Consider the following 24,418-nt stretch of genomic DNA (forward strand, 5'->3'; position numbering starts at 1 on the left):
CGCCGTCAGGTCGAGTCGCGGGGCACCGCGACGGCCCGGAGCAGCTCGTGGTGCTCCGGCTCCCCACCGGGGTGCTGGGCCAGCCGGTCGATGAGTTCGGCGAGCGGCTGTCCCGTGGCGAGCGCCATCCGTACGGTGCTCAGCCGGGGGCGGAGCAGCCGTCCGAGCATCAGGTCGTCGGCACCGATCACGGCCGCCTCGGCGGGTACCGCGATTCCGGCGTCCTGGAAGGCCCGCATCAGCAGCATGGCGTACTCGTCGTTGTAGGCGAAGACGGCGTCGAGGCCGAGCGCCCGCCAGCGGGAAGCCAGGTCGGCGGCCTCCCCCTCGTCGTAGCCGAGCGGGAGTTCCTCGATCCGTGCCCCGGCCCCTCGCGCCACGCGCCGGATCCCTTCGAGGCGCGGGGCCGCGTACGGGGCGGTGCCCGGCTCGCGGGGCATGACGACGCCGATCCGCCGGTAGCCCCGTTCCAGCAGGTGGGCGGCGGCGCTGCCGCCGACCTCGCGCTGGTCCAGCACCAGGCCGTGGGCCCCCTCCACGGGGTGCGGGCCGAGGGTGATGACGGCCTTGGCGCCGGAGCGGATGAGGACGGCGATGCCGTAGGGGGTGAGGGCCAGTCCGGCCGGGGCGACGACGGCCACGGGGCGGAGTTCCGCCCAGGCGCGTGCCGCCTCGTCGGCGCCCAGCCCGGCACTGCCGTACTGGACGACGGTGTAGTCGAGTCCGCGCAGGCCCGTCTGCAGTTCCTGCAGGAAGTGGCGGTAGAGAGGCCCCTCGGGGAGGTGCCCGGTGGGCAGCAGCACCATCCGGGTGTGTCCGGCGCGCAGACTCCTGGCGGCGGCGTGCGGCACGTAGCCGAGATCGCGGGCGGCTTCCCGCACCCGGCGCCGGGTCGGTTCGCTGATCCGCATGGTGGGGTTGTTGTTGAGTACGTACGACACGGTGGCCCTGGAGACGCCCGCCAGCCGCGCCACATCGGCGCTCGTGGGGACGGGAGATTCCGAGGGCTGCTGGGGTAACTGGCTCATGGCGTCGGGCAGTCTTGCAGACGTGCCGGGGCGGGTGAGGGCCCGGGGCACCCGAAGCGCGCGGGCCGTTCCGCAGGAGGGTCACGTCCCCTTCCGCACGGGGGTCCGGCCCGGGGCCGCGACCCCGCTTCCGCCCTGATCCCGCCCCGCCCGCTCCCTGCTCGCGTCGGTCCGCACACGCTCCCCGGCGCGCTTCCCGGCCGGTGCGAAGCCGTCGGCGATTGTCCTACGGTGTGTTGATGACATATCAGTACGGCACCACCTCCGACACCGGTGTTCCCTCCGCGTTCCCCGGCAGCACCGGTCCCTTCGCGACGGCGGAGGCGGACCCTCACGAGGCGGGGCCGGTCCGCACCTCGTACGCCCCCGACCGGGACGGCGATCCCGACCCGGGGGAGATCGTCTGGACCTGGGTGCCCTTCGAGGAGAAGGACGGCAGGGGCAAGGACCGGCCGGTGCTCGTGGTGGCGCGGGAGGCGGCCGGCACCTTCCTCGCCGTCCAGCTCTCCAGCAAGCAGCACGACCTGGACCGGGAGTGGGTGGCCCTGGGAGCGGGGCCGTGGGACAGCTCGGGCAGGCCCTCCTGGGCGGACCTGGACCGGGTGCTGCGGGTGCACGAGGACGGGATGCGGCGCGAGGCGTGCGCGCTGGACGCCGTACGGTTCGAGCGCGTGGCGGACCGTCTGCGGGAGCGGTACGGCTGGCGCTGAGCCGGAGCCGTCGGGACCGGTGCGGTGGAGAGCAGGCCGGCCTACCCGGGGAAGCGGCGGGCGAACGCGGCGCGGGTGGCGGAATCCGGCGCCCGGTCGAGGATGCCGAAGACGACCCGGTCGAAGTGGCCGGTGAAGCGCCCGGCATCCGTGAGCAGCCCGGCGAAGGCGTCCGCGACCTGCGCGGGATCGTTCTGGAACACCCCGCAGCCCCACGCGCCCAGGACCAGCCGGCGGTAGCCGCACGCGGCGGCGACCTCCAGCACCCGTTCGGCGCGGCGCGCCAGGGCGGCCGGGACGCGGTGCGCCTCCTCGGGCGTCTGCCGCCGGATCACGCCCGCGTTGGGCGCGGGAGAGGTGAGGAAGCCCGCCGCGCAGGGGACTTCGAGGAGGGTGCCCCGGTCGTCACGGAAGACCGGCACGCCGGGTGAGTGGATGACCCGGTCGGTGTAGAACGCGCTGCGGTGCGCCCGGTGGTGCGCGTAGTACTCGGGGGCGCGCAGCAGGGTCGCGTGGAGCGCGGAGCCGCGGCAGAGGTCCTCCTCCTGCGCCCGTGCGCCGTTGAGGTAACCGCCGCCCGGGTTGCGGGCCGAGGCGTAGCTGAGCACGGCGACCTCGTCCGGGCCTTCCTCGCTCAGTCGGCGGGCGGCCCGCAGGCTGCTCTCTCCCGTCACCTCGAAGGCGGTGGCGCGGTGGGAGTCGAGTGCGGCGACCGCCACCGGCTCCGGTCCGTACAGCCGCGTCCCCGAGAGCGCGGCGGCCGTGGCGCGAGCCACGTCGGCCTCGTTCCCCGACGGTGTGCGGTAGCGGCCCTCGTGGACGATGGACTCGGTCTCACGCGCCAGGGCGCGCATGCGTGCGCTCACGGGCGTTCCTCCCTGCGGTTCATAGCGCACATGTTCGACTTTGGCGGAATGCCGCGCAACGCCTTTTCATCGGGCGGGGGCGCCCTTGTGCGAATGACCGGTAGGGGTTTGGGTGGAAAGAAGGCATCGGAAGAGGAGGCACGTATGCCCCCGAACAGGACCACCGGATCCGGCACCGTCACGCACGGAACGCCCCTCGGCGAGAGCGAGGCGGAGGATTTACTGCAGGCCATCTGTTTCAAGACGGGCCCGCCCCGCACCGTCGGGGTGGAACTCGAATGGCTCATCCACGACGCGGTCCGTCCTGACCTGCGGGTCGCGCCGGAACGCATGGACGAGTCCTTCGCCCGGGTGAAGGCGCTGACGCTCGACTCGGCGCTGACCTTCGAACCCGGCGGACAGCTGGAACTCAGTTCCCGGCCCGCCGGATCGCTCATGGAGTGTGTCGACGCGGTCGCCACCGACCTCGCGGCCGTGCGCGACACCCTGGGCCGCTCGGGCCTGGTCCCGGCGGGATTGGGCGTCGACCCGTGGCGGTCGCCCCGCCGGTGGCTCCGGGAGCCGCGGTACGACGCGATGGAGAGGGCCCTGGACCGCTCGGGTACGGCGGGGCGGGCCATGATGTGCACCTCCGCGTCCGTCCAGGTCTGCCTGGACGCGGGCGAGGAGGAGCCGGGACCGCTCGGCTACGGCCGCCGGTGGCAGCTGGTGCACCTGCTGGGCGCGGTACTGGTGGCCGCCTTCGCCAACTCGCCCTTCCAGCAGCGGTCCCGGACCGGCTGGCGGTCCACCCGGCAGGGGCTCTGGGCGGCGCTCGACCCGGACCGCACGCTGGCGCCCCCCGCGCACCTGCCCCCGCGCGAGGCGTGGGCCGCCCATGTCCTGGACACCAGCGTCATGTGCGTCCGGACCGGCGAGGGCCCCTGGGAGGTGCCGGAGGGACTCACGTTCCGCCAGTGGATCCGGGGCGGCGGCAACAGGCCGCCCGTCCTCGACGACCTGGAATACCACATGACCACCTGTTTCCCGCCCGCGCGGCCGCGCGGTCATCTGGAGCTGCGCATGATCGACGCCCAGTCCGGGAAGGACGGCTGGCTGGTGCCCCTGGCCGTCGCCACCGCACTCTTCGACGATCCGGAGGCGGCGGAGACGGTGTACCGCACCGTGAAACCCCTGGCCGAGACGGCGGGGCAGGACGCCGCTCCGCGCAATCCGCTGTGGCGGGCCGCCGCCCGTGACGGGCTGACCGATCCCGAACTCCGGGCGGCGGCCACCGTCTGCTTCGGGACGGCGCTCGACGCACTCCCCCGGATCGGCGCGTCCACCGCGGTGGTGGACACCGTGGCCGACTTCACCGAGCGGCTCGTCGCCCGCGGACGATGTCCCGCCGACGACCTGCCCGATCTCCTCTCCCCCGAGGCCGCCGCCGCCTGGGCCGCGGCGTCGTCGGTGGGCGGCGCCCGGACGATCCCCTCCGGAAAGGGCTACCCCGCATGACCGGCCACTCCGACAGCAACTTCCACCTCGCGCCGGAGTCCGACGCCGAGGACCTCCGCAGCCGGGCGCTGCGCGCCCTGCTCGCCGCCCGGGCCCGCACCGCGGTCCTGACGGACAGCGTGGACGACGGCGAACTCGTCTCCCAGCACTCCCCGTTGATGTCTCCACTGGTCTGGGACCTCGCCCACATCGGCAACCAGGAAGAGCAGTGGCTGCTGCGCGCCGTGGGCGGCAGGGACGCGATCCGGCCGGAGATCGACGGCCTCTACGACGCGTTCGAACACCCGCGCTCCGCCCGTCCCTCCTTGCCGCTGTTGGCTCCCGCCGAGGCCCGGACCTACGCATCGGAGGTACGCGGCCGGGTGCTGGACATCCTGCAGAGTGCACCGCTGCACGACGGCGGGCGCCCCCTCGAACGCGCCGGCTTCGCCTTCGGGATGATCGCCCAGCACGAACAGCAGCACGACGAGACGATGCTGATCACCCATCAGCTGCGTTCCGGCCCGGTGGCGCTGACCGCTCCCGAACCGCCCGCGGCAGCGGACCGGGTACGGCTCCCGGACGAAGTACTGGTTCCCGGAGGGCCGTTCACCATGGGGACGTCCACAGAGCCGTGGGCCCTGGACAACGAGCGCCCGGCGCACCGGCGGGAGGTGGCCGCCTTCCACCTGGACACCACCCCGGTCACCTGCGGGGCGTACCAGCGGTTCATCGAGGACGGCGGCTACGCCCGGGAACGCTGGTGGCAGCCGGCGGGCTGGGCGATGGTCCGCGAACACGAACTCACCGCACCGCTCTTCTGGCGCCGCGAGGGGGGTGAGTGGCTGCGGCGGCGGTTCGGGGTGACGGAGCCCGTCCCGGCCGACGAGCCGGTGCTCCACGTCAGCTGGTACGAGGCGGACGCCTACGCCCGCTGGGCCGGGCGCAGGCTGCCGACGGAGGCCGAATGGGAGAAGGCGGCCCGCCACGATTCGGCGGCCGGCCGTTCACTGCGCTACCCGTGGGGCGACGCCGACCCCACGCCCGAACGCGCCAACCTCGGCCAGCGCCATCTGCGGCCCGCTCCGGCCGGCGCCTATCCGGCGGGGCAGTCGCCGGCCGGGGCCCGCCAGCTGATCGGTGACGTGTGGGAGTGGACGGCCAGTGACTTCCTGCCGTACCCGGGCTTCGCGGCCTTCCCGTACCGGGAGTACTCGGAGGTCTTCTTCGGTCCGGAGCACAAGGTGCTGCGGGGCGGGTCGTTCGCGGTGGACCCGGTCGCCTGCCGGGGCACGTTCCGGAACTGGGACCTGCCGGTGCGCCGCCAGATCTTCTCCGGTTTCCGCACCGCCCGGGATGCCTGATGTGCCGTCATGTGGCTTATCTGGGACCGTCGGTGCCGCTGGGCGAGGTCCTGGTGGCTCCCGTATCCTCGCTCGTACGGCAGTCCTGGGCGCCTCGCCGGCAGCGCAACGGCACGGTCAACGCGGACGGGTTCGGCGTGGGCTGGTACGCGCCCGGCGACCCGGTGCCCGGCCGCTACCGGCGGGCCGTCCCGGTCTGGGGCGACGAGACGTTCGGGGAGCTCGCCCGGGTGGTCCGCAGCGGGGCGTTCCTCGCCGCCGTGCGGGACGCCACGATGTCGGGCGCGGACGGGGAGGCTGCGGCCGCACCGTTCAAGGCGGGTCCGCTGCTCTTCAGCCACAACGGGGCCGTGCTCGGCTGGCCCGGGTCCCTCGTACCCCTCGCGTCCGCGCTGCCCGCACCGGTCCTGCTAAACCTGGACGCCCGCAGCGACTCGGCGCTGCTGTGGGCGATGGTCCGCTGCCGCGTCGACGAGGGCGACGACCTGCCGCAGGCCGTCGCGGACACGGTCCGGGACGTGGCGCGGTCCGCGCCCGGTTCACGGCTCAACCTGCTGCTCACGGACGGGGCGACCGTCGTGGCGACCGCCTGGGGCGACAGCCTCTGGTACCTGCACCGGCCCGGCTTCCGCACGGTGGTGGCCTCGGAGCCGTACGACGACGATCCCGGCTGGCGCGAGGTGCCGGACCGCACCCTGCTGGTCGCGACCGTCGACGATGTCCTGCCCACCCCGCTCAAGGAGCACCCCGCGTGAGTCCCTTTCTGCTGACCCGCACCCTGCCGGTGGACGCCACGGACGCGGCGCTCCGCGCCGACGTGCTCGCCGGCCTGACCCGGCGTCCGAAAACCCTGCCGCCGAAGTGGTTCTACGACGCGCGCGGCAGCGAGCTGTTCGAGGAGATCACCCGGCTGCCCGAGTACTACCCGACCCGTGCGGAGCGGGAGATCCTGGTGGCGCACGCGGCGGACATCGCGGCCGCCTCGGGCGCCCGGACCCTGATCGAGCTGGGTTCGGGCTCCTCGGAGAAGACCCGGCACCTGCTCGACGCGTTCGGCGCGCTGCACAGTTACGTTCCCGTGGACGTGAGCGAGAGCGCGCTCACCGGGGCCGCCGAGGCGCTGCTCGCCGAGCGGCCGGAGCTGAACGTGCACGCGCTGATCGCCGACTTCACCGGCGGTCTCGCGCTACCCGGGACGCCGGGCCCCCGGCTGGTGGCGTTCCTGGGCGGCACGGTCGGCAACCTCCTGCCCGAGGAGCGGGCGACGTTCCTGCGGTCGGTCCGCTCGATCCTCTCCCCCGGCGACGCGCTGCTGCTGGGGACGGACCTGGTGAAGGAGGAGGGGACCCTCGTCGCGGCGTACGACGACGCGGCAGGCGTCACCGCGGCGTTCAACAAGAACGTCCTGGAGGTCGTCAACCGCGAGCTGGACGCGGATTTCGACCCCGCCGCCTTCGACCACGTCGCGCGGTGGGACGCGGACGCGGAGTGGATCGAGATGCGGCTGCGGGCCCGTTCGGCGTTCACGGTGAAGATCCATGAGCTGGACCTCGTGGTGCCGTTCGACGAGGGCGAGGAGCTGCGCACGGAGGTGTCGGCGAAGTTCCGCCGGGAGCGGGTGCGCGAAGAGCTGGGAGCCGCCGCCCTGCGGCTCGATCAGTGGTGGACGGACACGGGGGGCAGGTTCGCGGTGTCGCTGGCCACGGCCGTCTGAGCGCGGCGCGACAGGGTCCTCCGGTCGCTCGTCCCGTCGGCCGGGAGCGGCGGCAGGAAGGTGATCTCGGCACTCACTCCGGCGGCCCGCACCACCCTCCACAGCGAGGCGTGGAGCGGGTCGTCGCCGACGAACGCGACGGAGCGGGCCGCAGGTGCACCGCCGGCTCCGGTGGGCGCCGCCGGTCCGGCACGGTAGGCGATCCGGACCGGCCGCACCGTGGCGCCCGCGTCGAGCGCCGCCTGGAACACCGCGTTGCGGAAGGTGCCGCCCGGTCCGCCGCCGCACCGGGTGGAGCCCTCGGGGAAGGCCACCACGCGGTCGCCGGCGCGCAGCGCGCCGGCGACCGCGCGCACCGAGGCGGGGAGGGCCCGCAGGCTCCCCCGGTCGATGAAGAGGGTGCCGCCGCGCGCCGCGAGGGCTCCGAGGAGTGGCCAGCGGCGTATCTCGGCCTTGCCGAGCATCCGGCCGGGGAGGGCCGTCGCGACGAGGGGTACGTCGAGCCAGGAGATGTGGTTGGCGACGACCAGTTCGCCGCCGCTCCTGCCGCCCGGGTCCCCGATGATCGAGGTCCGCACCCCGAAGGTGCGCAGGACCGCCCGGGACCAGCGGCGGACCAGCCGGTCCCGCAAGGGCTGCGCGAGCAGCGCCGCGACGGGGGTGACGGTGGCGCCCGCCAGCGCGAGCAGGCAGCCCGCCACCAGCCGTGCCGCCGCGGGCAGGGGTGCGCGCACCGCACCGTGGTGGCCGGTGCACGCCCGCGGGGTGCACGGTGAGACGGGGAGCCAGACGCTCATCGCAGCGGTGCCAGGGAGAGGAAGTGGCGAAGGTAGCGGGGGTCCGTGCGGCGCATGGAGAGCAGGACGTAGAGATCCGCGCAGTCGAACTCGGGGTCGTAGGCGGGCGACCCGCACACCTGGGCGCCGAGGCGGAGGTAGCCGCGGAGCAGCGGCGGCAGGTCGGTACGGGCGGCGGCGGCCGGCAGCGGGCCGGAAGTGGCCGAGGTGCCCGCCCAGAGGCGGTGCGGGGTGACCCAGTGCTCCTCGGGGGCCAGGTGTCGGGTGCGGACGGCCTCCCAGGCACGGGCTGCCTGGATGCCGCCGTCGCTCAGCGGGATCGAGCAGCAGCCCGCCAGCCAGGTGTGGCCGGTGCGCTCCATGTAGCGGGCGAGACCCGCCCAGATGAGGGCGATGACGGCGCCGTCGCGGTGCGCGGGGTGGACGCAGGAGCGGCCCACTTCGACGAGGTCGTCACGGAGCGGGGCCAGCCGGGAGAGGTCGAACTCGCTCTCCGCGTAGAGGCGGCCCGCGGCACGGGCGCGTTCGGGGGGCAGGATCCGGTAGGTGGCGACGACGTGGCCGGTGGCGGTCTCCCGGACCAGCAGGTGGTCGCAGAAGGCGTCGAACCCGTCACCGTCGAGCCCGGGTCCGGGACCGGTGAGGCGGGCACCGAGTTCGCCCGCGAACACCTGGTACCGAAGGCGCTGGGCGGCGCGTACGTCCTCGGGGCCCGCGGCGAGGGAGAGGTGGTAGGCGGAGGGCTGCGACGGGCCCGAGGGGGCGGCGGCCCGGGCGGGGGCCGGCGCGGCGGAGGAGGGGCGTACCGGTGGAGCGACGGGCAGCACGGTCATGGCGGTCTCCGGGGACGGATCGGCAGGGGCGTCCGCCGGACCGCCGCGCGGTCGCGAGGGTCCGGCCCCCTACTTCTTCCGTCACCGGCTGGATTCGACGTGACCACCACCCGGAGCGGGGATGTGCGACGGCTGAATCCCGGGGTGCGGCCCGGGCGCGCCCTCCTCCCGTACCTCACCGGCACCACGCGCCCCGGCCGCACGGGTGCGGTGTCAGCTGCCCGCGAGGATGGAACTGATGCGTTCCGAGGCCGCCTTCGCCGCGTCGGCCGGGTCGCGTCCCTCCAGGACCGCGGTCATGTACGGCTTGATCGGGTTCTCGGCCTCGACCTGCGCCCACTGTGCGGAGTTGGGGGTGGCCCGGCCCTGCGCGGCCCCCTTCGCCATGGCGGCGGTGCCTTCCTGGCTCTCGATGGCGCCGGCGAGCTTCGGCTTGTTGGGCACGTAGCTCATGGTCAGGGCGAGTTCACGCTGCCACTTCTCGCTCGCCAGCGCCTTGACCACGTCGATGCCGGCGCTGCGGTGGTCGGCCTTCTCGGGGACGATCAGGTCGGATCCGCCGGTGAAGACCGCGCCCGGCTTCTTCGTGGTCTTGCCGGGTATCGGGAAGTAGCCGAGCTTCCCCTTGAGTTCGGGGTTGGCCTGCTCGATGAGCGCGGCACCGCCCGGTGTGGAGATGATCTGGGCGACGTCGCCGCGGGCGAAGACGTCGGTCTGCGGCGGATTCTCCTCGTCGGCGTTCTTCGGGCCGGCGCCGAGCGCCTGGAGCTTCTTGTAGAACTCCATGCCCCGGAGCGCCTCGGGGCTGTCGAGGGCGCCGACCCAGTCGCCGTCGTCCCCCTCGGCGAGTTCGCCGCCCTCGTCCCAGATGAAGCCGGCGAGGACGTACCAGTTCTGTCCCGCGAGGTAGATGCCCTGGTTCCCGTCGGAGTCCAGGAGTTCGGTGTCCTCGATCCACTGCTCGCGGTTCTTGGGCGGGGAGTCGATCCCGGCCTGCGCGAAGAGGTCCTTGTTGTAGATGACCACACGGTTGGCGGCGTACCAGGGGATGCCGTACTGCGCGCCGTTGATGCTTCCCGGTTCGGCGAGGCCCGGCAGCCAGTCCTCGCTGCCGAGATCGCGCATGGACTCCAGGGTGAGATCGCGCAGACCACCGCTCTCCGCGTACTGGGCCACCTGCGTGTTGCCGACCTCGATGATGTCCGGGGGCTCGTTGCCCTTGAGCGCGGACAGCACCTTGGGCCCGATCCCTCCCCACTCCTGGATTTTGATGTCCAGTTGCACGGAGGTGTGTTCGGCCTCGTACGCGGTGGTGAACCTGTCCAGGAACTCGGTGGAGGCGCTGCCCTTCATCAGCCAGACCGTCACGGTCTCGTCCCCGGCGGCCGACGGGGACAGGTAGCCGCACCCCCCGAGAGCGACGGACGAGACGAGCGCGATGGCTCCGGTGAGAATCCGGTTCTTCAAGAGGGTCACCTTCTGCGAAACAGCATCTGCGGAACAGCACGACGGAACGGGACCCGGTGTGGGGGGACGCGGGCGGTGCTCGCACGGGTGTGTGGCTGGAGTTTGGTATGGACCATTGAGGAGGTCAAGGGCCTTCCCCGTCCCGGCGCGGCCCGCCGTTCCCTCGCGCACCGCCCGGGAGTGAGGCACCGTGGAGACACGAAGGGAGACATACGATGTCCAATCACACCTATCGGATCACCGAGATCGTAGGAACCTCCGAGGAGGGCATCGACGCGGCGATCCGCAACGGCATCGCACGAGCGTCGGAAACGTTGCACAATCTCGACTGGTTCGAGATCAAGGAAGCACGCGGGCACATCGAGGACGGCCGGATCGGGCACTACCAGGTGACGCTCAAAGTCGGCTTCCGGCTCGACGGGCCCTCCTGACGGGACGCGCCGCCGCACGCCCCGGCGCCGCCCCTCCCCCGCACGCGCCACGCCTCGTACGGGACGTGCCTCCGTTCCACGCGCGTACGCGGCGAACTTCCCGGGATCCGGCGCCCGCGCCCTTCCCGCCGTCGGCACGACGGCCGCACTCGCACAGGACGCACGCGCTCGTGTGCCACCTCGCGGGGGCGGCGGCCTCCGGCCGTCCCTTCCGGCGGTGGCCGACGAGGACACCCCGCCCCGTGGGCGGTCCCGGGGCGGGGTGTGCGGTCGGAGGTACGAGTCAGCCGAGCGGGTTGGCCGTGTCGCGCAGGGCGGTCAGAACCGGACCGTACATGCGGGCCTTGATGGTGCCCAGGGTGTCGCCGGCCTTCTCCACCTGCGCCCGCGCGATCTCGATCGCGGTGGACCGCACGGCGTCCTCGCCGACCGCCCGGTCGACGATGCCCGCGGCCGCGGCGTCGTCGCCGCCGTAGCGGCGGGCGGTGAGCATGGCCTGGTGGGCCGTACGGGGATCCAGCCGGGACTGGATGAGGGCGGACATACCAGGGGTGAAGGGGATGTTGATGTCCGCTTCGGGGAGGCACCAGTAGCCGCGGTCGGCGCGCATCACACGGAAATCGTGAGCGAGGGAGAACATCGCGCCGGCGGCGAATGTGTGCCCCTGCAGCGCGGCCACCGTGACGACGGGCAGCGACACCATCCGTGCGAACAGCTCGTGGACGGAGACGACGTAGTCCTGGTGCTGTTCCGCGTGGGCGAACAGCCAGTCCAGGTCGAGTCCGTTGGAGTAGAACTTCCCCGTGGCGGTGGTGACCAGGGCGCGCGGCCCTTCCGCCTTCCCCACCTCGTCGAGCGCGGTGCCGACGGCGGCGAGCCAGTCCGGATGGAAGCGGTTCTCCCCGTCCCCGAGGTCGAGGACGAAGACGTTGTCGTGACGGTCGAGCGAGGGCATGGCGACTCCTTCGGGCTGAGCTGACTGGGTTGCTCACGCAGCGGAGCGGCCGTGGCGGTGATCATCCGGTCGCGCGCTTCACTCCTGCGCGGACGCACCTGCCCCCCGGCTACCGACGGCGTGGCCCTCCACGAACGGATTTCCTACCTGTCGGTAACTTATGGGGCCCGGCCCGGAAGATGCAAGGGCCGGAGTCCGGAAAACCCGGCCGGCCGGGCGTCGCGGCTGCGCCCCGCCGCCGGGGGTGACCGCTCCGGACGGCCGGCTCCCTCACCGCCGGGCCCTCAGGTGCGTCCCTGCCGCTCCTGGGCGTCCTTCATGGCCTCCGAGGGCTCGGCCCAGCGGGCCCGCACCACGGTGATGCCGGCCGCTTCGGCGTCGTCGCAGACCAGTTCGTCGTCGTCCACCAGCATCCGGATCTCGCGCGACCGGCCGAGCCGTTTCAGCACCTCGAGCTTGGTGCGGCGGGCGGGCCTGCGGTCGTCGTTGCGCCGCATGTGCAGATCGCCCTCGGGGAGGCCGTGCAGGGAGATCCAGTCGAGGGTGTCGCGGCGGCAGCGTTCGGGGCGTCCGGTCAGGTAGACGACCTCGCACTCGTCGGCGCTCCGCACGGCGAGGCTGATCCCCTCGGCCAGGGGCGGGTCGTCGACGGCGGCGGCGAAGAAGGCGGGCCAGTCCCGGCGCGGACCATCGAGGAAGTGCTGACGGTGGGCGCTGTCCGAGAGGGTGCCGTCCAGGTCGAACACGGCGAGGGGCCTGGTGTGGTCGGTCATGCCTCCACACTAGGCCGGGGCCGCCCGGGGCCGGTGGCGGCGCTCTCCCGGTGGTGACCCGGTCCGGTGCACTCGGGCCGGAACCGCGCCCCGGGCCGGGCACCAGGAGCCGGCCCGGTGCGCGGCGCCCGTCCGGGCCGGGGCACGGGGCCCGTCCGACCAGGGGCGCGGCGCCCGTCCGGGCCGGGGCACGGGGCCCGTCCGACCAGGGGCGCGGCGCCCGTCCGACCCGGCCCCGCCCGGTCCTCCGGGCACCGCCGAGGTCTGGCACACCGTTTCGAGGGCATACGCCGATGGCCGGGTCGCGTTCGCCGCCCGGATCCGAGTGCGTGAGCACGGACACGTGGGGGTTCCATGCCGACTGCCCTGCCGGCGAGACAGGCCGGAGTCGACGACGAGCAGCGGACGGGCGTTTCGCGGCCCGGCCGCTCCCCCGCTCTGACCAGCGGCATCGGCCGCGCCGCCGTACGGGTCGGCGCCCTGACGGTCTGCCAGGCAGGGCTGATGACGGGCTTCGGCCTGCTCATCACCGGCCCGGCCAAGGACTGGTGGCCGATGACGGTCGAGGACGAGGTGAACGAGGGCTTCGAGCGCATACGTACCCACGCGCGCACCTCCGCCTCGCTCTTCGCCTCCGGCGCCGGCAACACCTCCACGGTGGTGGGCATCACGCTGCTGGTCTGCGTGGGGCTCATCCTGCTTCCCCGTCTGCCGAGGTGGCGCGAGGCGATCTTCCTCGCGGTCGCGGTATCCCTCCAGTCGCTGGTCTTCCTCATCATCACGGAGTCCGTCGACCGCACCCGCCCGGACGTGGACCGCCTGGACGCCTCGCCACCCACCTCGAGTTACACCTCCGGGCACACCGGCGCGGCCACCGCGCTCTACGGCGGACTCGCGGTCCTGGTGCTCTCCCGGGTACGCGGTCCCTGGCGCAAGATCCTCGGCGCCGTCTTCCTGCTGATCCCGCTGCTGGTGGCGGTCGCCCGGCTCTACCGGGGCATGCACCACCCCACCGACGTGGCGGGCGGGCTGCTCAACGGCGGGCTCTCCTTGCTGATCGTGGGCCGCGCGGTCCTCGCCGACGACTACGCGGCGGCTCCCGTCCCCGCGAACGCCGCCAAGATCGCCGTGGCCGCGACGGAAGCCCGCGTCGACCAGCCGAAGAGCGGTCGCACCACGGTCATCGTCAACCCCACGGTCACCAGCCTCGCGGTACGCGACACCCTGCGGCTCGTACTGGCCCAGCACGGACGCGGCGCACCGGTGTTCGTGGAGACGACGGCGGACGACCCGGGAGCCGGCCAGGCGGCCGACGCCGTCCGGGAGGGTGCCGATCTGGTCGTTGTCTGCGGCGGTGACGGCACCGTGCGCACGGTGGCCGACGCCCTGGCGGGGACCGGCGTGGCGCTCGCGGTCGTCCCCTGCGGCACCGGCAACCTCCTCGCCCGCCACCTCGGCCTCCCGCTGGACCCGGCGAAGGCGCTGCACGCGGCGCTGGACGGCGCCCCGCACCGGTTCGACCTGGGCCGGCTGGAGGGCGACGGCGTCCCCGCGACCCACTTCACGGCCATGTCCGGGGCGGGTCTGGACGCGGCGATGCTGGAGCACACCTCGGACCGCGCCAAGTCGACGGTGGGCTGGCCCGCCTACGTGGCGTCCGGACTGCGTGAGCTGCGCTCCCCCCGGACGCGCGTGACGATCTCGCTGGACGGCGGCCCGGTCCTGCACCGGAGCGTCCGCATGGTGCTGCTCGCCAACATCGGCACCGTGCAGGGCGGCGCCCCCCTCGTCCCGGACGCGCGCCCGGACGACGGCCTGCTGGACCTCGCGCTCTACGATCCGCACGGCCCGGGCGGCTGGCTGCGCGCCGTCGGCGTACTGCTGCGCCGTTCCCCGGCCGCGGCCGGCTCGCGCACCGGGAAGGAGGGTCCCGTCGAGTTCTTCACCTTCCGCCGGGTGGAGCTGCGCTTCGAGACGCCGCAGCCCCGTGAGATGGACGGCGACCCGGTGGGCCTCGGCCGCCGGCTCACCGCCGAGGTCGTACCCGGCGCCCTGACGGTGCTGGTTCCGTCCGGGAGCAACTGATGGGTACGGCGACCCGCGTTCCGCAGACCCGGGACATGACGGGCGACGAGCTCTCCGCCGACGAGGCGCTCGCCACGTTGCGCCGGTACGGCGGCTGGCCGCTCGTCCGCGACTCCTTCGTCCGCTTCCGCTACTCCGACGGGTTCAGCCACTCCCGGGCCCTCGCCCTGCAGACGGTGCTCGCGGTCATACCGCTGGCCATCGCCTTCGTCGGGCTCTCCGCCGAGATGCACACCGACAACATCGGCCGGGTGGCCGAACTGACGATCCGACGGATAAGCGCCGGCCCCAGCGCCGACGTCGTCGACGAGGCGCTGGACCAGAGCCGCACCCAGACGGGCATCGGCGCCCGTCTCGCGCTCTGGTTCGGACTCGCCTTCTCCATGGTCAACACCACCACGGCGATGTGCCAGGTGGAGCGGGGCGCGAACAGGATCTACGGCGTCGAGCGCGACCGGGTCTTCCACCAGAAGTACCTGCGCGGGCTCGTCATGTCGCTCAGCGCGGGCATCCCGCTCGGCATCGGCTCCCTGCTGATGGTGGCCGGCGGGGACCTGGTGGCCGCCGTGACCTCCGTCTACCATCTCGGTGACACCGCGCGGAGCGCGTGGGACCTGCTGCGCTGGCCGCTGGGCCTGCTGCTCGCCCTGATCTCCGCCAGTGCCATCTTCCGCCGGGCACCCCGGCGCAAGCAGCCCGGCTACACCTGGCTGGCGTTCGGCGCCGCGGTCTACCTGGTGCTGTGGACGGCGCTGACCTGGCTGCTCAGCAAGTACCTCGCGTTCAGCGGCTCGTTCGACACCGTGTACGGCCCGCTCAGCGCTTTCATGTCACTTCTGTTGTGGGCCTACCTGACCTCGGTGGCCCTCTTCCTCGGGCTGTCCTTCGCCGCACAGCTGGAAGCCGTGCGGGCACGACTGCCCGGCCCGATCCAAGCAGACCCGGGAGCCTGAATGCCCGTACGCACCACCGCCCGCCGTCTCCGCGACAGTCGCCGGGCCGACCGGAGATTCGGTGTCCGGCTGCTCGGCGCCACCGCGGTCGCCGCCCTGGCAGCGGTGCCCTTCGCGCTGCTGCTCGTCCTCGTGGAAGGGCACTGGCAGCCCCTGCGACGGCTCGACTCGTCGGCGGCCCTGCGCCTGCACCGGACGGCCCTCGACCACCCCGCGTGGACCAGCACCCTGCGCTTCCTCTCCGACTGGGTGTGGGACCCGACCACCCTGCGCACGCTGGTGGCGCTGCTGACGGCCTGGCTGCTGTGGCGTCGGGCGTGGCGGCTCGCCTCCTGGGCAGCGGTCACGACCGTGGCCGGAGGCCTGATCGGACTGCTCGTCAAGACCGTCGTGGAGCGCACCCGGCCGTCGCTGGAGGATCCGGTGGCGAGGGCTCCCGGCTTCTCGTTCCCGTCGGGGCACGCGATGACCGCCACCACCTCCTTCGCGGTCCTGCTGCTGGTCCTGCTGCCGATGGTGCCGCGCGCTTGGCGTGCGGTGTGCTGGGGGGTGGCGGTCCTGTCGGTGCTCGGTGTGGGGTTCACCCGGGTCGCGCTCGGCGTCCACTGGTTCAGTGACGTGGTCGGCGGCTGGCTGCTCGGGTCGGCGGTGGTCGCGCTCACCGGCTGGGCCTTCGAAGCGTGGCGCGCCGACGTGGGCCGCCGGCGGACCGAACTCGGCGAGGGCCTGGAACCCGAACTGACCGGCTCGGAGCCGGAGCGCCAGGGCGTCTGACGCACTGGCCGGCCCGCGGGAGACCGCGCGAGGAGAACACACGGAAGAGCCCGCCCCCGGAGGTTTCCGGGGGCGGGCTCTTCCGTGCGGTGCGGTGCGGGCCCTCAGTCGGGCCAGGTACCCGTCAGGCGCCGTACGGTGACGGCTCCGCCGCGTTCGACGGCGGCCCGGACGGTGGAAAAGATCGCGCCCTGCAGGGCCGCGGCGGCGAGGATCTCCGGCCACCCCCGGTCCCGGTCCGTCGGGCTGGGGGCGTCGGCCTGGCGGCTGACCGTCTTCCACACCTTGCGGAAGACGGCTCCCGCCACGAGACCGCCGGCCATCCCGACCGCGAGGCCCATCGGCTTGTACACAGCGGCGGAGGTCTTCATCCGCGCCGCCGGTGACGTGCGACGGCGACCACCGCAGCGGCGGCCACTCCCCCGGCCACGAGCAGCTTCTCCTTGCCCCGCGCGGCGTTCGCGACGCGGTCGGCGCCCCGGCGCACCGGCTCGGGAGCGTGCTCCTGCCACTTCTCGCCCAGGGTCCGGACGGCCGCACCGACCTGCTGCTGGGCCTGCGACGCCTTGTCCAGCACGGCGTCCGGGGTCTTCTCCCGTGCCTGTGCGCGGACTTCGGCGGCCTTCTGAGAAGCCTGCGTCCGGATCTCGCCTGCCTTCTCCGCGGTCCGGCCCTTCACCGCGGCCGCCTTCTCGGCGGCCGAGTCCTTCGCCTCACCGGCCTTCCCGGCGGCCAGGTCCTTCGCCTCACCGGCCTTCCCGGCGGCCAGGTCCTTCGCCTGGCCGGCCTTCTCGGCCGCCAAGTCCTTCACTTCGCCGGCCTTCTCCTGCCCGCGCGCCTTTACGTCCGCCGTCTTCTCCCGCGCCTGCGAGGACAGTTCGCCGGCCTTGGCACGTGCGGCCGCGTCGGCCGCCCCCGCCGCTCCCTCGACCGTCCGGCCGAGTTCGTCGCGCGCCGCCAGCGCGTGCGCCCGGAGGTCCTCCGGCGTGGGTGCGGAACCATTCTCACGGGCGTTCTGGTCGTCCGTCATCGCTCAGCCCTCTCCTTCTCGTCCGTACCGCCCGGGTGGTCGTCCATCCGGGCGGCCGGGGATCATCAGCCTGCTTCCCACGTGCCCCGAGGCGGGCGGGGAATGCGTCGACCGGAGGGCGAACCCTTAGAATGCGACCATTTGTCCCTTCGTGTTCGGAGTCCGCATCCATGTCCACCCCCCACGACCCCTACGTCCGGGTGCGCGGTGCCCGCGAGCACAACCTGAGGGACGTCGACGTGGACATCCCGCGCGACACGCTGACCGTCTTCACCGGGGTCTCCGGGTCGGGCAAGTCGTCGCTGGCGTTCGGCACGATCTACGCGGAGGCGCAGCGGCGGTACTTCGAGTCGGTGGCCCCGTACGCCCGCCGGCTGATCCACCAGGTCGGGGCTCCGGCGGTCGGTGGGATCACCGGGCTGCCGCCGGCCGTCTCGCTGGAGCAGCGCCGTTCCTCGGCGGGTGAGCGTTCCTCGGTGGGGACGGTGACCACGCTCTCCAACTCCCTGCGGATGCTGTTCTCCCGGGCCGGTGACTATCCGGAGGGTGCGGGACGTCTGGACTCCGACTCCTTCTCGCCGAACACCGCCGCGGGCGCGTGCCCGGAGTGCCACGGGCTCGGCCGGATCCACCGGACCTCGGAGGAGTTGCTGGTGCCCGACCCGTCGCTGTCGATCCGGGAGGGGGCGATCGCGGCCTGGCCGGGGGCGTGGCAGGGCAAGAACCTCCGGGACGTCCTCGACGCGCTCGGGTACGACGTCGACCGGCCCTGGAGCGGGCTCGCGGCGGCGGACCGGGAGTGGATCCTCTTCACCGACGAGCAGCCGGTGGTGACGGTCCATCCGGTGCGCGACGCGGGCCGCATCCAACGTCCCTACCAGGGGACGTACATGAGCGCGCGGCGCTATGTGCTGCACACGTTCGCGGACTCCCGGAGCCGGACCCTGCGGACGCGGGCGGAACGCTTCCTGACGAGTGTTCCCTGTCCGGTCTGCGGCGGCGGGCGGCTGCGGCCGGAGGCCATGGCGGTGACCTTCGCCGGGAGGACGATCGCGGAGCTGGCCGCGTTGCCGCTGGCGGCCCTGTCCGAGGTGTTGCGCACCACGGACGGCGACGCGACGGCCCGGGTGATGACGACGGATCTGCTGGCCCGCATCGGTACGGTCACCGAGCTGGGTCTCGGCTACCTCAGCCTCGACCGGACCGCACCGACGCTCTCCTCCGGGGAGCTCCAGCGCCTGCGGCTGGCCACGCAACTGCGGTCCGGCCTCTTCGGTGTGGTCTACGTGTTGGACGAGCCGTCGGCGGGCCTGCATCCGGCCGACACCGCGTCCCTGCTCGCCGTGCTCGGCCGGCTGAAGGAGGCCGGCAACACGGTCTTCGTGGTGGAGCACGAACTGGACGTGGTGCGGCAGGCGGACTGGCTGGTGGACGTCGGGCCGCTCGCCGGGGAGCACGGCGGCCGGGTGCTGCACAGCGGTCCGCCCGCCGGGCTGGCAGAGGTCGCGGAGTCCGCGACGCGGCGCTTTCTCTTCGGCACGGCACCACCCTCCACACGCCCGCCGCGCACACCCGTGGGCGGGCTGCGCCTGGCCGGGGTCCGGCGCCACAACGTGCGGGGCGTCGACGTGACGTTTCCGCTCGGGGTCTTCACCGCCGTCACCGGGGTCTCCGGCTCGGGCAAGTCGACGCTGGTCGGGCAGGTGCTGGCCGGTGTGCTCGCCGACCGGCGGGCTTCGCCCCCGGCGGACCTGCCGGAGGGGGCCGCCGTGCGGGACTGCGTGTCCGCGCGAGGGCTGGAGGCGGTGGACCGGCTCGTGCAGGTGGACCAGAAGCCCATCGGGCGTACCCCGCGCTCCAATCTGGCCACGTACACCGGCCTCTTCGACGTCGTGCGCAAGCTGTTCGCGGAGACGGAGACGGCGAAGGAGCGCGGCTACCGGGCAGGGCGGTTCTCGTTCAACGTGGCGGGCGGGCGGTGCGAGACCTGCCAGGGCGAGGGGTTCGTCTCGGTGGAGCTGCTCTTCCTGCCCAGCACGTACACGCCCTGCCCCGACTGCCACGGGGCGCGCTACAACCCGCCGACGCTGGAGGTCACCCTGCGCGGGCTCTCCGTCGCCGGAGTGCTGGACCTGACGGTGGAGGCGGCGGCCGGTTTCTTCGCGGGGGTCCCGGCGGCCGAGCGGAGCCTGCGCACGCTGAACGAGGTGGGGCTCGGCTACCTGCGGCTGGGGCAGCCCGCCACCGAGCTGTCGGGCGGCGAGGCGCAGCGGATCAAGCTGGCGGCGGAGCTCCAGCGGACCCGGCGGGGGCACACCCTGTACGTGCTCGACGAACCGACCACCGGGCTGCACCCGGCCGACGTGGAGGTGCTGATGCGCCAGTTGCACGGGCTGGTGGACGCGGGCAGCACCGTGGTCGTCGTCGAACACGACATGGCGGTGGTGGCGGGCGCGGACCATGTGATCGACATGGGGCCGGGCGGTGGCGAGGAGGGCGGCCGGATCGTCGCGGCCGGCACCCCCGCCGAGGTGGCCCGGAGCGCGGGCAGCCGCACGGCCCCGTTCCTCGCCCGGGCGCTGCGCGCGGGCTGAGGGGCCGGGGGGCCGGCGGGCCGGCGGGCAGCGCGGAAGGGGCGGCGCGGCCCCCTTGAGCCGTACCGCCCCCTCCGTCGGTCCCGCCGTCGCCCACGGTGCGGCGACGGGACGGTTCGGGGGTTCAGCGCCGCATCAGCGCCGGACCTTGCGGGTGGCGCGCAGCCACTCCTTGTTCATCGCGGTGATCGAGGGGAGGGGGATCCCCTTCGGGCAGGCGGTGGCGCATTCGCCGGTCAGGGTGCAGCCGCCGAAGCCCTCGTCGTCCATGGTCGCGACCATGTCGAGCACCCGGGTCTCCCGCTCGGGCGCGCCCTGCGGCAGCACGTTCAGGTGGTTGATCTTCGCCGAGGTGAAGAGCATCGCCGAACCGTTGGGGCAGGCGGCGACACAGGCGCCGCAGCCGATGCACTCGGCGTGTTCGAAGGCGAAGTCGGCGTCCGGCTTCGGCACGGGGGTGGCGTGCGCGTCGGGAGCCGTACCGGTGGGGGCGGAGATGTAACCGCCGGCCTGGATGATGCGGTCGAAGGACGAGCGGTCGACCACCAAGTCCTTGATGACCGGGAAGGCGGAGGCGCGCCAGGGCTCGATGTCGATGGTGTCGCCGTCGTCGAAGGACCGCATGTGCAGTTGGCAGGTGGTGGTGCGCTCGGGGCCGTGCGCGTCGCCGTTGATGACGAGGCTGCACGCGCCGCAGATGCCCTCGCGGCAGTCGTGGTCGAAGGCGACCGGCTCGTCCCCCGCGAGGATGAGCTCCTCGTTGAGGGTGTCGAGCATTTCGAGGAACGACATGTCCTGCGAGATGCCGTCGACTTCGTAGGTGGCCATGGCGCCGGGCGCCTCGGCGTCTCGCTGGCGCCAGACGCGCAGGGTGAGCTTCATGCGTAGCTCCGCTGGGTGGGGTGTACGTACTCGAACACGAGGTCCTCCTTGTGCAGGACGGGGGCCTCACCGGAGGCGGTGAACTCCCACGCGGCGGCGTAGGAGAACTCCTCGTCCCGGCGGGCGGCCTCGCCGTCCGGGGTCTGCGACTCCTCGCGGAAGTGGCCGCCGCAGGACTCGGCGCGGTGGAGGGCGTCGAGGCACATCAGCTCGGCGAGCTCCAGGTAGTCGACGATCCGGTTGGCCTTCTCCAGCGACTGGTTGAACTGCTCCCCGGTGCCGGGGACCTTGACGCGGCGCCAGAACTCCTCGCGGATCGAAGGGATTCGGGCGAGCGCGGCGCGCAGCCCTTCCTCGTTGCGGGCCATCCCGCAGTGCTCCCACATGAGTTCGCCGATCTCGCGGTGGAAGGAGTCGGGGGTGCGGTCGCCGTCGACGGCGAGCAGCAGGTTGATCCGGTCCTCGGTCTCGGCCACCGTCTCCACGACCGCCGGGTGGTCCGCGTCCACGGTGGCGGTGTGCGGGTTGCGGGCGAGGTAGTCGTTGATGGTGGACGGCAGGACGAAGTAGCCGTCGGCCAGACCCTGCATCAGCGCGGAGGCGCCGAGGCGGTTGGCGCCGTGGTCGGAGAAGTTGGCCTCGCCGATCGCGAAGAGGCCGGGGATCGTGGTCTGGAGGTCGTAGTCGACCCAGAGGCCGCCCATCGTGTAGTGCACGGCGGGGTAGATCCGCATGGGGGTCTCGTACGGGTCCTCGGCGGTGATCCGGGCGTACATGTCGAAGAGGTTGCCGTACTTCTCCTCGACCTTGGCGCGTCCCATCCGGGCGATGGCGTCGGCGAAGTCGAGGTAGACGCCCTGGCCGCCGGGGCCGACGCCCCGGCCCTCGTCACAGACGTTCTTCGCGGCCCGGGAGGCGATGTCGCGGGGTACGAGGTTGCCGAAGGCGGGGTAGATCCGCTCCAGGTAGTAGTCGCGCTCGTCCTCGGGGATCGTGTTGGCCGGGCGGGCGTCGCCCTTGGCCTTCGGGACCCAGATCCGGCCGTCGTTGCGGAGCGACTCGCTCATCAGGGTGAGCTTTCCCTGGTGGTCGCCGGTGCGCGGGATGCAGGTGGGGTGGATCTGGGTGAAGCAGGGGTTCGCGAAGTGGGCGCCGCGCCGGTGGGCCCGCCAGATGGCGGTGGCGTTGGAGTTCATCGCGTTGGTCGAGAGGTAGAAGACGTTGCCGTAGCCGCCGCTGGCCAGCACGACCGCGTCGGCGAAGTGGGTGTCGATCCGCCCGGTGACCAGGTCGCGGGCGACGATGCCGCGGGCGCGTCCGTCGACCACGATCAGGTCGAGCATCTCGGTGCGCGCGTGGAGTTCGACGTTGCCCGCGGCGATCTGCCTCGACAGCGCCTGGTAGGCGCCGAGCAGGAGTTGCTGGCCGGTCTGGCCGCGGGCGTAGAAGGTGCGGGAGACCTGCACCCCGCCGAAGGACCGGTTGTCGAGGAGGCCGCCGTACTCGCGCGCGAAGGGCACGCCCTGGGCGACGCACTGGTCGATGATCTCGACGGAGATCTGTGCGAGCCGGTGCACGTTGGACTCGCGGGCGCGGAAGTCGCCGCCCTTGACGGTGTCGTAGAAGAGCCGGTGGACGGAGTCACCGTCGTTGCGGTAGTTCTTCGCCGCGTTGATGCCGCCCTGGGCGGCGACCGAGTGGGCACGGCGCGGGGAGTCCTGGAAGCAGAACTGGACGACGTGGTAGCCCTGTTCGGCGAGGGTGGCACCGGCCGATCCGCCGGCCAGACCGGTGCCGACGACGATCACGGTGTGCTTGCGGCGGTTGGCCGGGTTGACGAGCTTGGCCTCGAAGCGGCGGGTGTCCCAGCGCTCGGCGACGGGCCCCTCGGGGGCCTTGGTGTCGGCGAGCGGCTCGCCGGTCCGGTACTGCGTGTAGTCGCTCATGTCAGCTCACGACTCCGGTCATGACGGCGATGGGTACGGATACGAATCCCGCGGTGAGCACCACCGCGAACACGACTGCCAGGGTCTTGAGGACCCGGTCGCGCGTGGCGCTGCCCACGCCCAGAGTCTGCGCGGCGCTCCAGAACCCGTGCTGGACGTGGAGGCCCATGGCCAGCACCGCGACGATGTAGACGACGTTTCCGTACCAGGTGGAGAAGGTGTCCACCACGTTCTGGTACGGGTGCCCGGCCTGGAATCCGCCGCTGTGCACCGTGCCGGTGGTGAGGTCAAGGATGTGCCACACGATGAAGAGCGCCAGGATGATGCCGCCCCAGCGCATGGTCCGGGTGGCGTAGCTCGCCCGGCGCCTGGGGTGGACGTAGCCGACGGGGCGCGCGCGGATGTCGCGCCGGCTGAGCTGGTAGGCGCAGACGGCGTGCAGGACGACGGCGGCGACCAGCACCAGGCGGACGATCCAGAGCGCCCACTCGTGGTGGAGGAACGGCTCGCCGAGGGTGCGCAGCCAGTGCGCGTAGTGGTCGAACTCGCCGGGTCCGAAGAAGATCTTCAGGTTGCCCAGCATGTGCACGGCCAGGTAACCCAGCATGATCAGGCCGCTCACCGCCATGATCGTTTTCTTGCCGACGGTCGAGTTCCAGAGCGTGCGCGTCATGGACGGCCGTCGTTCCGCCCGCGTTGCCAGTGCCATGAGCACGACGGTAGGGCCACGGATCCCCATCGGTCCAAGAGATGAACATGCTCATCTTCATAGGCATGTCCTATGGAGGGGGTTTAACCTGCCCTTATGCACTTCCAGCAGCTCGCGTATTTCGTCGCCGTCGCCGAGGCCCGGCACTTCACCCGGGCCGCCGAAGCGGTGCACGTCTCGCAGCCCTCGCTCTCCCAGCAGATCCGGGCGCTGGAGAAGGAGCTGGGCGCCGAGCTGTTCAGCCGGGCGCGGGGCAACATCGCGCTGACCGACGCGGGCGAGACCCTCCTGCCCCTGGCCCGCCGCATCCTCGCCGACGCCGACCGCGCGCGGCGCGAGGTGCAGGAGCTGGTGCGGCTGCGGCGCGGCCGCATCCGCCTGGGCGCCACCCCGAGCATCTGCACCGGCCTGCTGCCCGACGTGCTGCGCGCCTACCACGACCGGCATCCGGGCATCGAGCTGCGCCTGGAGGAAGGCGGTTCGCACGACCTCGTACGCCAGCTGGCACGCGGCGCACTCGACATCGCGCTGCTGGTGCTCCCGCTGCCGCCCGCCTCACCCGCGCTGACGACGACGGAGCTGCTCCACGAAGACCTGGTCGTGGTCTCGGCGGCGGACGCCCCGGCGCCGGGACGGGGCGGGTTCGTACGGATCGCCGATCTCCAGGGCGAGTCACTGGTGATGTTCCGCCACGGCTACGACCTGCGCGAGCTCACGGTGGCCGCCTGCCGGGCGGAGGGCTTCGAGCCCTCCTTCACGGTGGAGGGGGGCGAGATGGACGCGGTGCTCGGGTTCGTACGGGCCGGACTCGGCATCGCGGTGGTGCCGCGCATGGTCGCGGGCCGGGCCGGTCAGGGCCTGCGGATGACGCCGCTGGCCCCGCCCGGGCTGCGGCGCACCATCGCGCTGGCCCACCGCACCGACGTGGCACCGCCCCGGGCGGCGAGGGAGCTCCAGCGGATGCTGCTGGAGGCGGACCCGGGCAGTCTCCTCACAGCCCCGCCCCGGAACACGGGGCGGGGCTGAGGCCC

General features: G+C 73.0%; 23 protein-coding genes. 11 read left to right on the forward strand and 12 right to left on the reverse strand.

Going from position 1 to position 24,418, the window contains the following annotated elements; genetic code table 11:
• Positions 1–5 precede the first annotated feature (5 nt).
• Positions 6–1,028: a LacI family DNA-binding transcriptional regulator gene (locus tag PZB77_RS01875; RefSeq protein ID WP_275490748.1), complete on the reverse strand. Its 1,023-nt coding sequence runs from the start codon at positions 1,026–1,028 to the stop codon at positions 6–8.
• Between the two features lie 239 nt (positions 1,029–1,267).
• Here PZB77_RS01875 and PZB77_RS01880 point away from each other — a divergent pair, with 239 nt between their 5' ends.
• Entirely contained in the window at positions 1,268–1,738 is a 471-nt protein-coding gene (locus PZB77_RS01880) for a type II toxin-antitoxin system PemK/MazF family toxin (protein ID WP_275490749.1), read from the forward strand.
• 41 nt (positions 1,739–1,779) lie between these two features.
• Here PZB77_RS01880 and PZB77_RS01885 read toward each other — a convergent pair whose 3' ends face one another.
• Complete coding sequence (locus PZB77_RS01885; protein ID WP_275490750.1) at positions 1,780–2,604, reverse strand: TIGR02452 family protein; 825 nt, start codon at positions 2,602–2,604, stop codon at positions 1,780–1,782.
• Between the two features lie 144 nt (positions 2,605–2,748).
• On the opposite strand from PZB77_RS01885, the gene egtA reads away from it, so the two are divergent.
• Genes egtA through egtD form a run of 4 tightly spaced genes read left to right on the forward strand, consistent with a single transcriptional unit; the run spans position 2,749 to position 7,158 of the window.
• Positions 2,749–4,101 (forward strand): ergothioneine biosynthesis glutamate--cysteine ligase EgtA, encoded by a 1,353-nt coding sequence (egtA, locus tag PZB77_RS01890; protein ID WP_275490751.1) that lies wholly within the window; start codon positions 2,749–2,751, stop codon positions 4,099–4,101.
• A complete protein-coding gene (gene egtB, locus PZB77_RS01895; protein WP_275490752.1) occupies positions 4,098–5,444 on the forward strand; it encodes an ergothioneine biosynthesis protein EgtB in 1,347 nt (448 codons plus the stop codon). Before egtA ends, egtB begins: the two co-directional genes overlap by 4 nt.
• The gene (gene egtC, locus PZB77_RS01900; protein WP_275490753.1) at positions 5,444–6,199 is read left to right on the forward strand and encodes an ergothioneine biosynthesis protein EgtC; all 756 of its coding nucleotides are present in this window, start codon (positions 5,444–5,446) and stop codon (positions 6,197–6,199) included. The genes egtB and egtC overlap by 1 nt, the downstream gene beginning before the upstream one ends.
• Complete coding sequence (gene egtD, locus PZB77_RS01905) at positions 6,196–7,158, forward strand: L-histidine N(alpha)-methyltransferase (RefSeq protein WP_275490754.1); 963 nt, start codon at positions 6,196–6,198, stop codon at positions 7,156–7,158. The genes egtC and egtD overlap by 4 nt, the downstream gene beginning before the upstream one ends.
• On the opposite strand, the gene PZB77_RS01910 is transcribed toward egtD, so the two are convergent.
• The 3 genes from PZB77_RS01910 to PZB77_RS01920 all read right to left on the reverse strand — a co-directional run bounded on the left by PZB77_RS01910 (position 7,101) and on the right by PZB77_RS01920 (position 10,255).
• Positions 7,101–7,955, reverse strand: coding sequence for a lysophospholipid acyltransferase family protein (locus PZB77_RS01910; RefSeq protein WP_275490755.1), 855 nt, complete (start codon positions 7,953–7,955; stop codon positions 7,101–7,103). The genes egtD and PZB77_RS01910 overlap by 58 nt on opposite strands.
• Complete coding sequence (locus tag PZB77_RS01915; protein WP_275490756.1) at positions 7,952–8,788, reverse strand: GNAT family N-acyltransferase; 837 nt, start codon at positions 8,786–8,788, stop codon at positions 7,952–7,954. The genes PZB77_RS01910 and PZB77_RS01915 overlap by 4 nt, the downstream gene beginning before the upstream one ends.
• Before the next feature lie 213 nt (positions 8,789–9,001).
• Complete coding sequence (locus PZB77_RS01920; protein WP_275490757.1) at positions 9,002–10,255, reverse strand: extracellular solute-binding protein; 1,254 nt, start codon at positions 10,253–10,255, stop codon at positions 9,002–9,004.
• A gap of 215 nt (positions 10,256–10,470) precedes the next feature.
• Here PZB77_RS01920 and PZB77_RS01925 point away from each other — a divergent pair, with 215 nt between their 5' ends.
• On the forward strand, positions 10,471–10,686 hold the full coding sequence (locus PZB77_RS01925) for a dodecin (RefSeq protein WP_275490758.1): 216 nt from the start codon (positions 10,471–10,473) through the stop codon (positions 10,684–10,686).
• A gap of 283 nt (positions 10,687–10,969) precedes the next feature.
• Here PZB77_RS01925 and PZB77_RS01930 read toward each other — a convergent pair whose 3' ends face one another.
• Both PZB77_RS01930 and PZB77_RS01935 read right to left on the reverse strand, forming a co-directional pair.
• Positions 10,970–11,641, reverse strand: a complete 672-nt coding sequence (locus PZB77_RS01930) for an enoyl-CoA hydratase-related protein (RefSeq protein WP_275490759.1) — start codon at positions 11,639–11,641, stop codon at positions 10,970–10,972.
• A gap of 284 nt (positions 11,642–11,925) precedes the next feature.
• Complete coding sequence (locus PZB77_RS01935) at positions 11,926–12,414, reverse strand: hypothetical protein (RefSeq protein ID WP_275490760.1); 489 nt, start codon at positions 12,412–12,414, stop codon at positions 11,926–11,928.
• Between the two features lie 354 nt (positions 12,415–12,768).
• Here PZB77_RS01935 and PZB77_RS01940 point away from each other — a divergent pair, with 354 nt between their 5' ends.
• From PZB77_RS01940 to PZB77_RS01950, 3 genes are read left to right on the forward strand one after another with little or no spacing between them, the layout of a single operon-like run.
• Positions 12,769–14,499 (forward strand): diacylglycerol kinase family protein, encoded by a 1,731-nt coding sequence (locus PZB77_RS01940; protein ID WP_275490761.1) that lies wholly within the window; start codon positions 12,769–12,771, stop codon positions 14,497–14,499.
• On the forward strand, positions 14,499–15,452 hold the full coding sequence (locus PZB77_RS01945) for a YihY/virulence factor BrkB family protein (protein WP_275490762.1): 954 nt from the start codon (positions 14,499–14,501) through the stop codon (positions 15,450–15,452). Before PZB77_RS01940 ends, PZB77_RS01945 begins: the two co-directional genes overlap by 1 nt.
• Positions 15,453–16,226, forward strand: a complete 774-nt coding sequence (locus PZB77_RS01950; protein ID WP_275490763.1) for a phosphatase PAP2 family protein — start codon at positions 15,453–15,455, stop codon at positions 16,224–16,226. It abuts the gene before it with no gap.
• A 104-nt stretch (positions 16,227–16,330) separates the two neighbouring features.
• Here the strand turns inward: PZB77_RS01950 and PZB77_RS01955 are convergent, their stop codons facing one another.
• A complete protein-coding gene (locus PZB77_RS01955; RefSeq protein WP_275490764.1) occupies positions 16,331–16,597 on the reverse strand; it encodes a DUF4235 domain-containing protein in 267 nt (88 codons plus the stop codon).
• Complete coding sequence (locus PZB77_RS01960) at positions 16,594–17,256, reverse strand: hypothetical protein (protein ID WP_275490765.1); 663 nt, start codon at positions 17,254–17,256, stop codon at positions 16,594–16,596. The genes PZB77_RS01955 and PZB77_RS01960 overlap by 4 nt, the downstream gene beginning before the upstream one ends.
• 170 nt (positions 17,257–17,426) lie before the next feature.
• Between PZB77_RS01960 and PZB77_RS01965 the strand changes: the two genes are divergently transcribed.
• Positions 17,427–19,850, forward strand: a complete 2,424-nt coding sequence (locus PZB77_RS01965) for an excinuclease ABC subunit UvrA (RefSeq protein ID WP_275490766.1) — start codon at positions 17,427–17,429, stop codon at positions 19,848–19,850.
• Between the two features lie 135 nt (positions 19,851–19,985).
• Here PZB77_RS01965 and PZB77_RS01970 read toward each other — a convergent pair whose 3' ends face one another.
• The 3 genes from PZB77_RS01970 to PZB77_RS01980 are packed head-to-tail and all read right to left on the reverse strand — an operon-like array spanning position 19,986 to position 23,387.
• Positions 19,986–20,732 carry a succinate dehydrogenase/fumarate reductase iron-sulfur subunit gene (locus PZB77_RS01970; RefSeq protein ID WP_275490767.1) on the reverse strand — a complete coding sequence of 249 codons (747 nt, stop codon included), beginning with the start codon at positions 20,730–20,732 and terminating at the stop codon, positions 19,986–19,988.
• The gene (locus tag PZB77_RS01975; RefSeq protein WP_275490768.1) at positions 20,729–22,678 is read right to left on the reverse strand and encodes a fumarate reductase/succinate dehydrogenase flavoprotein subunit; all 1,950 of its coding nucleotides are present in this window, start codon (positions 22,676–22,678) and stop codon (positions 20,729–20,731) included. The genes PZB77_RS01970 and PZB77_RS01975 overlap by 4 nt, the downstream gene beginning before the upstream one ends.
• A 1-nt stretch (position 22,679) precedes the next feature.
• Positions 22,680–23,387 carry a succinate dehydrogenase gene (locus tag PZB77_RS01980; RefSeq protein ID WP_275490769.1) on the reverse strand — a complete coding sequence of 236 codons (708 nt, stop codon included), beginning with the start codon at positions 23,385–23,387 and terminating at the stop codon, positions 22,680–22,682.
• Between the two features lie 96 nt (positions 23,388–23,483).
• On the opposite strand from PZB77_RS01980, the gene PZB77_RS01985 reads away from it, so the two are divergent.
• Positions 23,484–24,413 (forward strand): LysR substrate-binding domain-containing protein, encoded by a 930-nt coding sequence (locus PZB77_RS01985; RefSeq protein ID WP_275490770.1) that lies wholly within the window; start codon positions 23,484–23,486, stop codon positions 24,411–24,413.
• The last annotated feature ends 5 nt before the right edge of the window (positions 24,414–24,418 follow it).

It is taken from the genome of Streptomyces sp. AM 2-1-1, assembly GCF_029167645.1.
In the GTDB taxonomy this organism is placed as follows: Bacteria; Actinomycetota; Actinomycetes; order Streptomycetales; family Streptomycetaceae; genus Streptomyces.

Bases quoted from the DNA above. Each gene is read 5' to 3' on its own strand.
- PZB77_RS01875 (WP_275490748.1), bottom strand. From the start codon at position 1,028: ATGAGCCAGTTACCCCAGCAGCCCTCGGAATCTCCCGTCCCCACGAGC.
- PZB77_RS01880 (WP_275490749.1), top strand. From the start codon at position 1,268: ATGACATATCAGTACGGCACCACCTCCGACACCGGTGTTCCCTCCGCG.
- egtA (WP_275490751.1), top strand. From the start codon at position 2,749: ATGCCCCCGAACAGGACCACCGGATCCGGCACCGTCACGCACGGAACG.
- egtB (WP_275490752.1), top strand. From the start codon at position 4,098: ATGACCGGCCACTCCGACAGCAACTTCCACCTCGCGCCGGAGTCCGAC.
- egtC (WP_275490753.1), top strand. From the start codon at position 5,444: ATGTGCCGTCATGTGGCTTATCTGGGACCGTCGGTGCCGCTGGGCGAG.
- PZB77_RS01910 (WP_275490755.1), bottom strand. From the start codon at position 7,955: ATGAGCGTCTGGCTCCCCGTCTCACCGTGCACCCCGCGGGCGTGCACC.
- PZB77_RS01915 (WP_275490756.1), bottom strand. From the start codon at position 8,788: ATGACCGTGCTGCCCGTCGCTCCACCGGTACGCCCCTCCTCCGCCGCG.
- PZB77_RS01925 (WP_275490758.1), top strand. From the start codon at position 10,471: ATGTCCAATCACACCTATCGGATCACCGAGATCGTAGGAACCTCCGAG.
- PZB77_RS01930 (WP_275490759.1), bottom strand. From the start codon at position 11,641: ATGCCCTCGCTCGACCGTCACGACAACGTCTTCGTCCTCGACCTCGGG.
- PZB77_RS01935 (WP_275490760.1), bottom strand. From the start codon at position 12,414: ATGACCGACCACACCAGGCCCCTCGCCGTGTTCGACCTGGACGGCACC.
- PZB77_RS01940 (WP_275490761.1), top strand. From the start codon at position 12,769: ATGCCGACTGCCCTGCCGGCGAGACAGGCCGGAGTCGACGACGAGCAG.
- PZB77_RS01945 (WP_275490762.1), top strand. From the start codon at position 14,499: ATGGGTACGGCGACCCGCGTTCCGCAGACCCGGGACATGACGGGCGAC.
- PZB77_RS01950 (WP_275490763.1), top strand. From the start codon at position 15,453: ATGCCCGTACGCACCACCGCCCGCCGTCTCCGCGACAGTCGCCGGGCC.
- PZB77_RS01955 (WP_275490764.1), bottom strand. From the start codon at position 16,597: ATGAAGACCTCCGCCGCTGTGTACAAGCCGATGGGCCTCGCGGTCGGG.
- PZB77_RS01960 (WP_275490765.1), bottom strand. From the start codon at position 17,256: ATGACGGACGACCAGAACGCCCGTGAGAATGGTTCCGCACCCACGCCG.
- PZB77_RS01965 (WP_275490766.1), top strand. From the start codon at position 17,427: ATGTCCACCCCCCACGACCCCTACGTCCGGGTGCGCGGTGCCCGCGAG.
- PZB77_RS01970 (WP_275490767.1), bottom strand. From the start codon at position 20,732: ATGAAGCTCACCCTGCGCGTCTGGCGCCAGCGAGACGCCGAGGCGCCC.
- PZB77_RS01975 (WP_275490768.1), bottom strand. From the start codon at position 22,678: ATGAGCGACTACACGCAGTACCGGACCGGCGAGCCGCTCGCCGACACC.
- PZB77_RS01980 (WP_275490769.1), bottom strand. From the start codon at position 23,387: ATGGCACTGGCAACGCGGGCGGAACGACGGCCGTCCATGACGCGCACG.
- PZB77_RS01985 (WP_275490770.1), top strand. From the start codon at position 23,484: ATGCACTTCCAGCAGCTCGCGTATTTCGTCGCCGTCGCCGAGGCCCGG.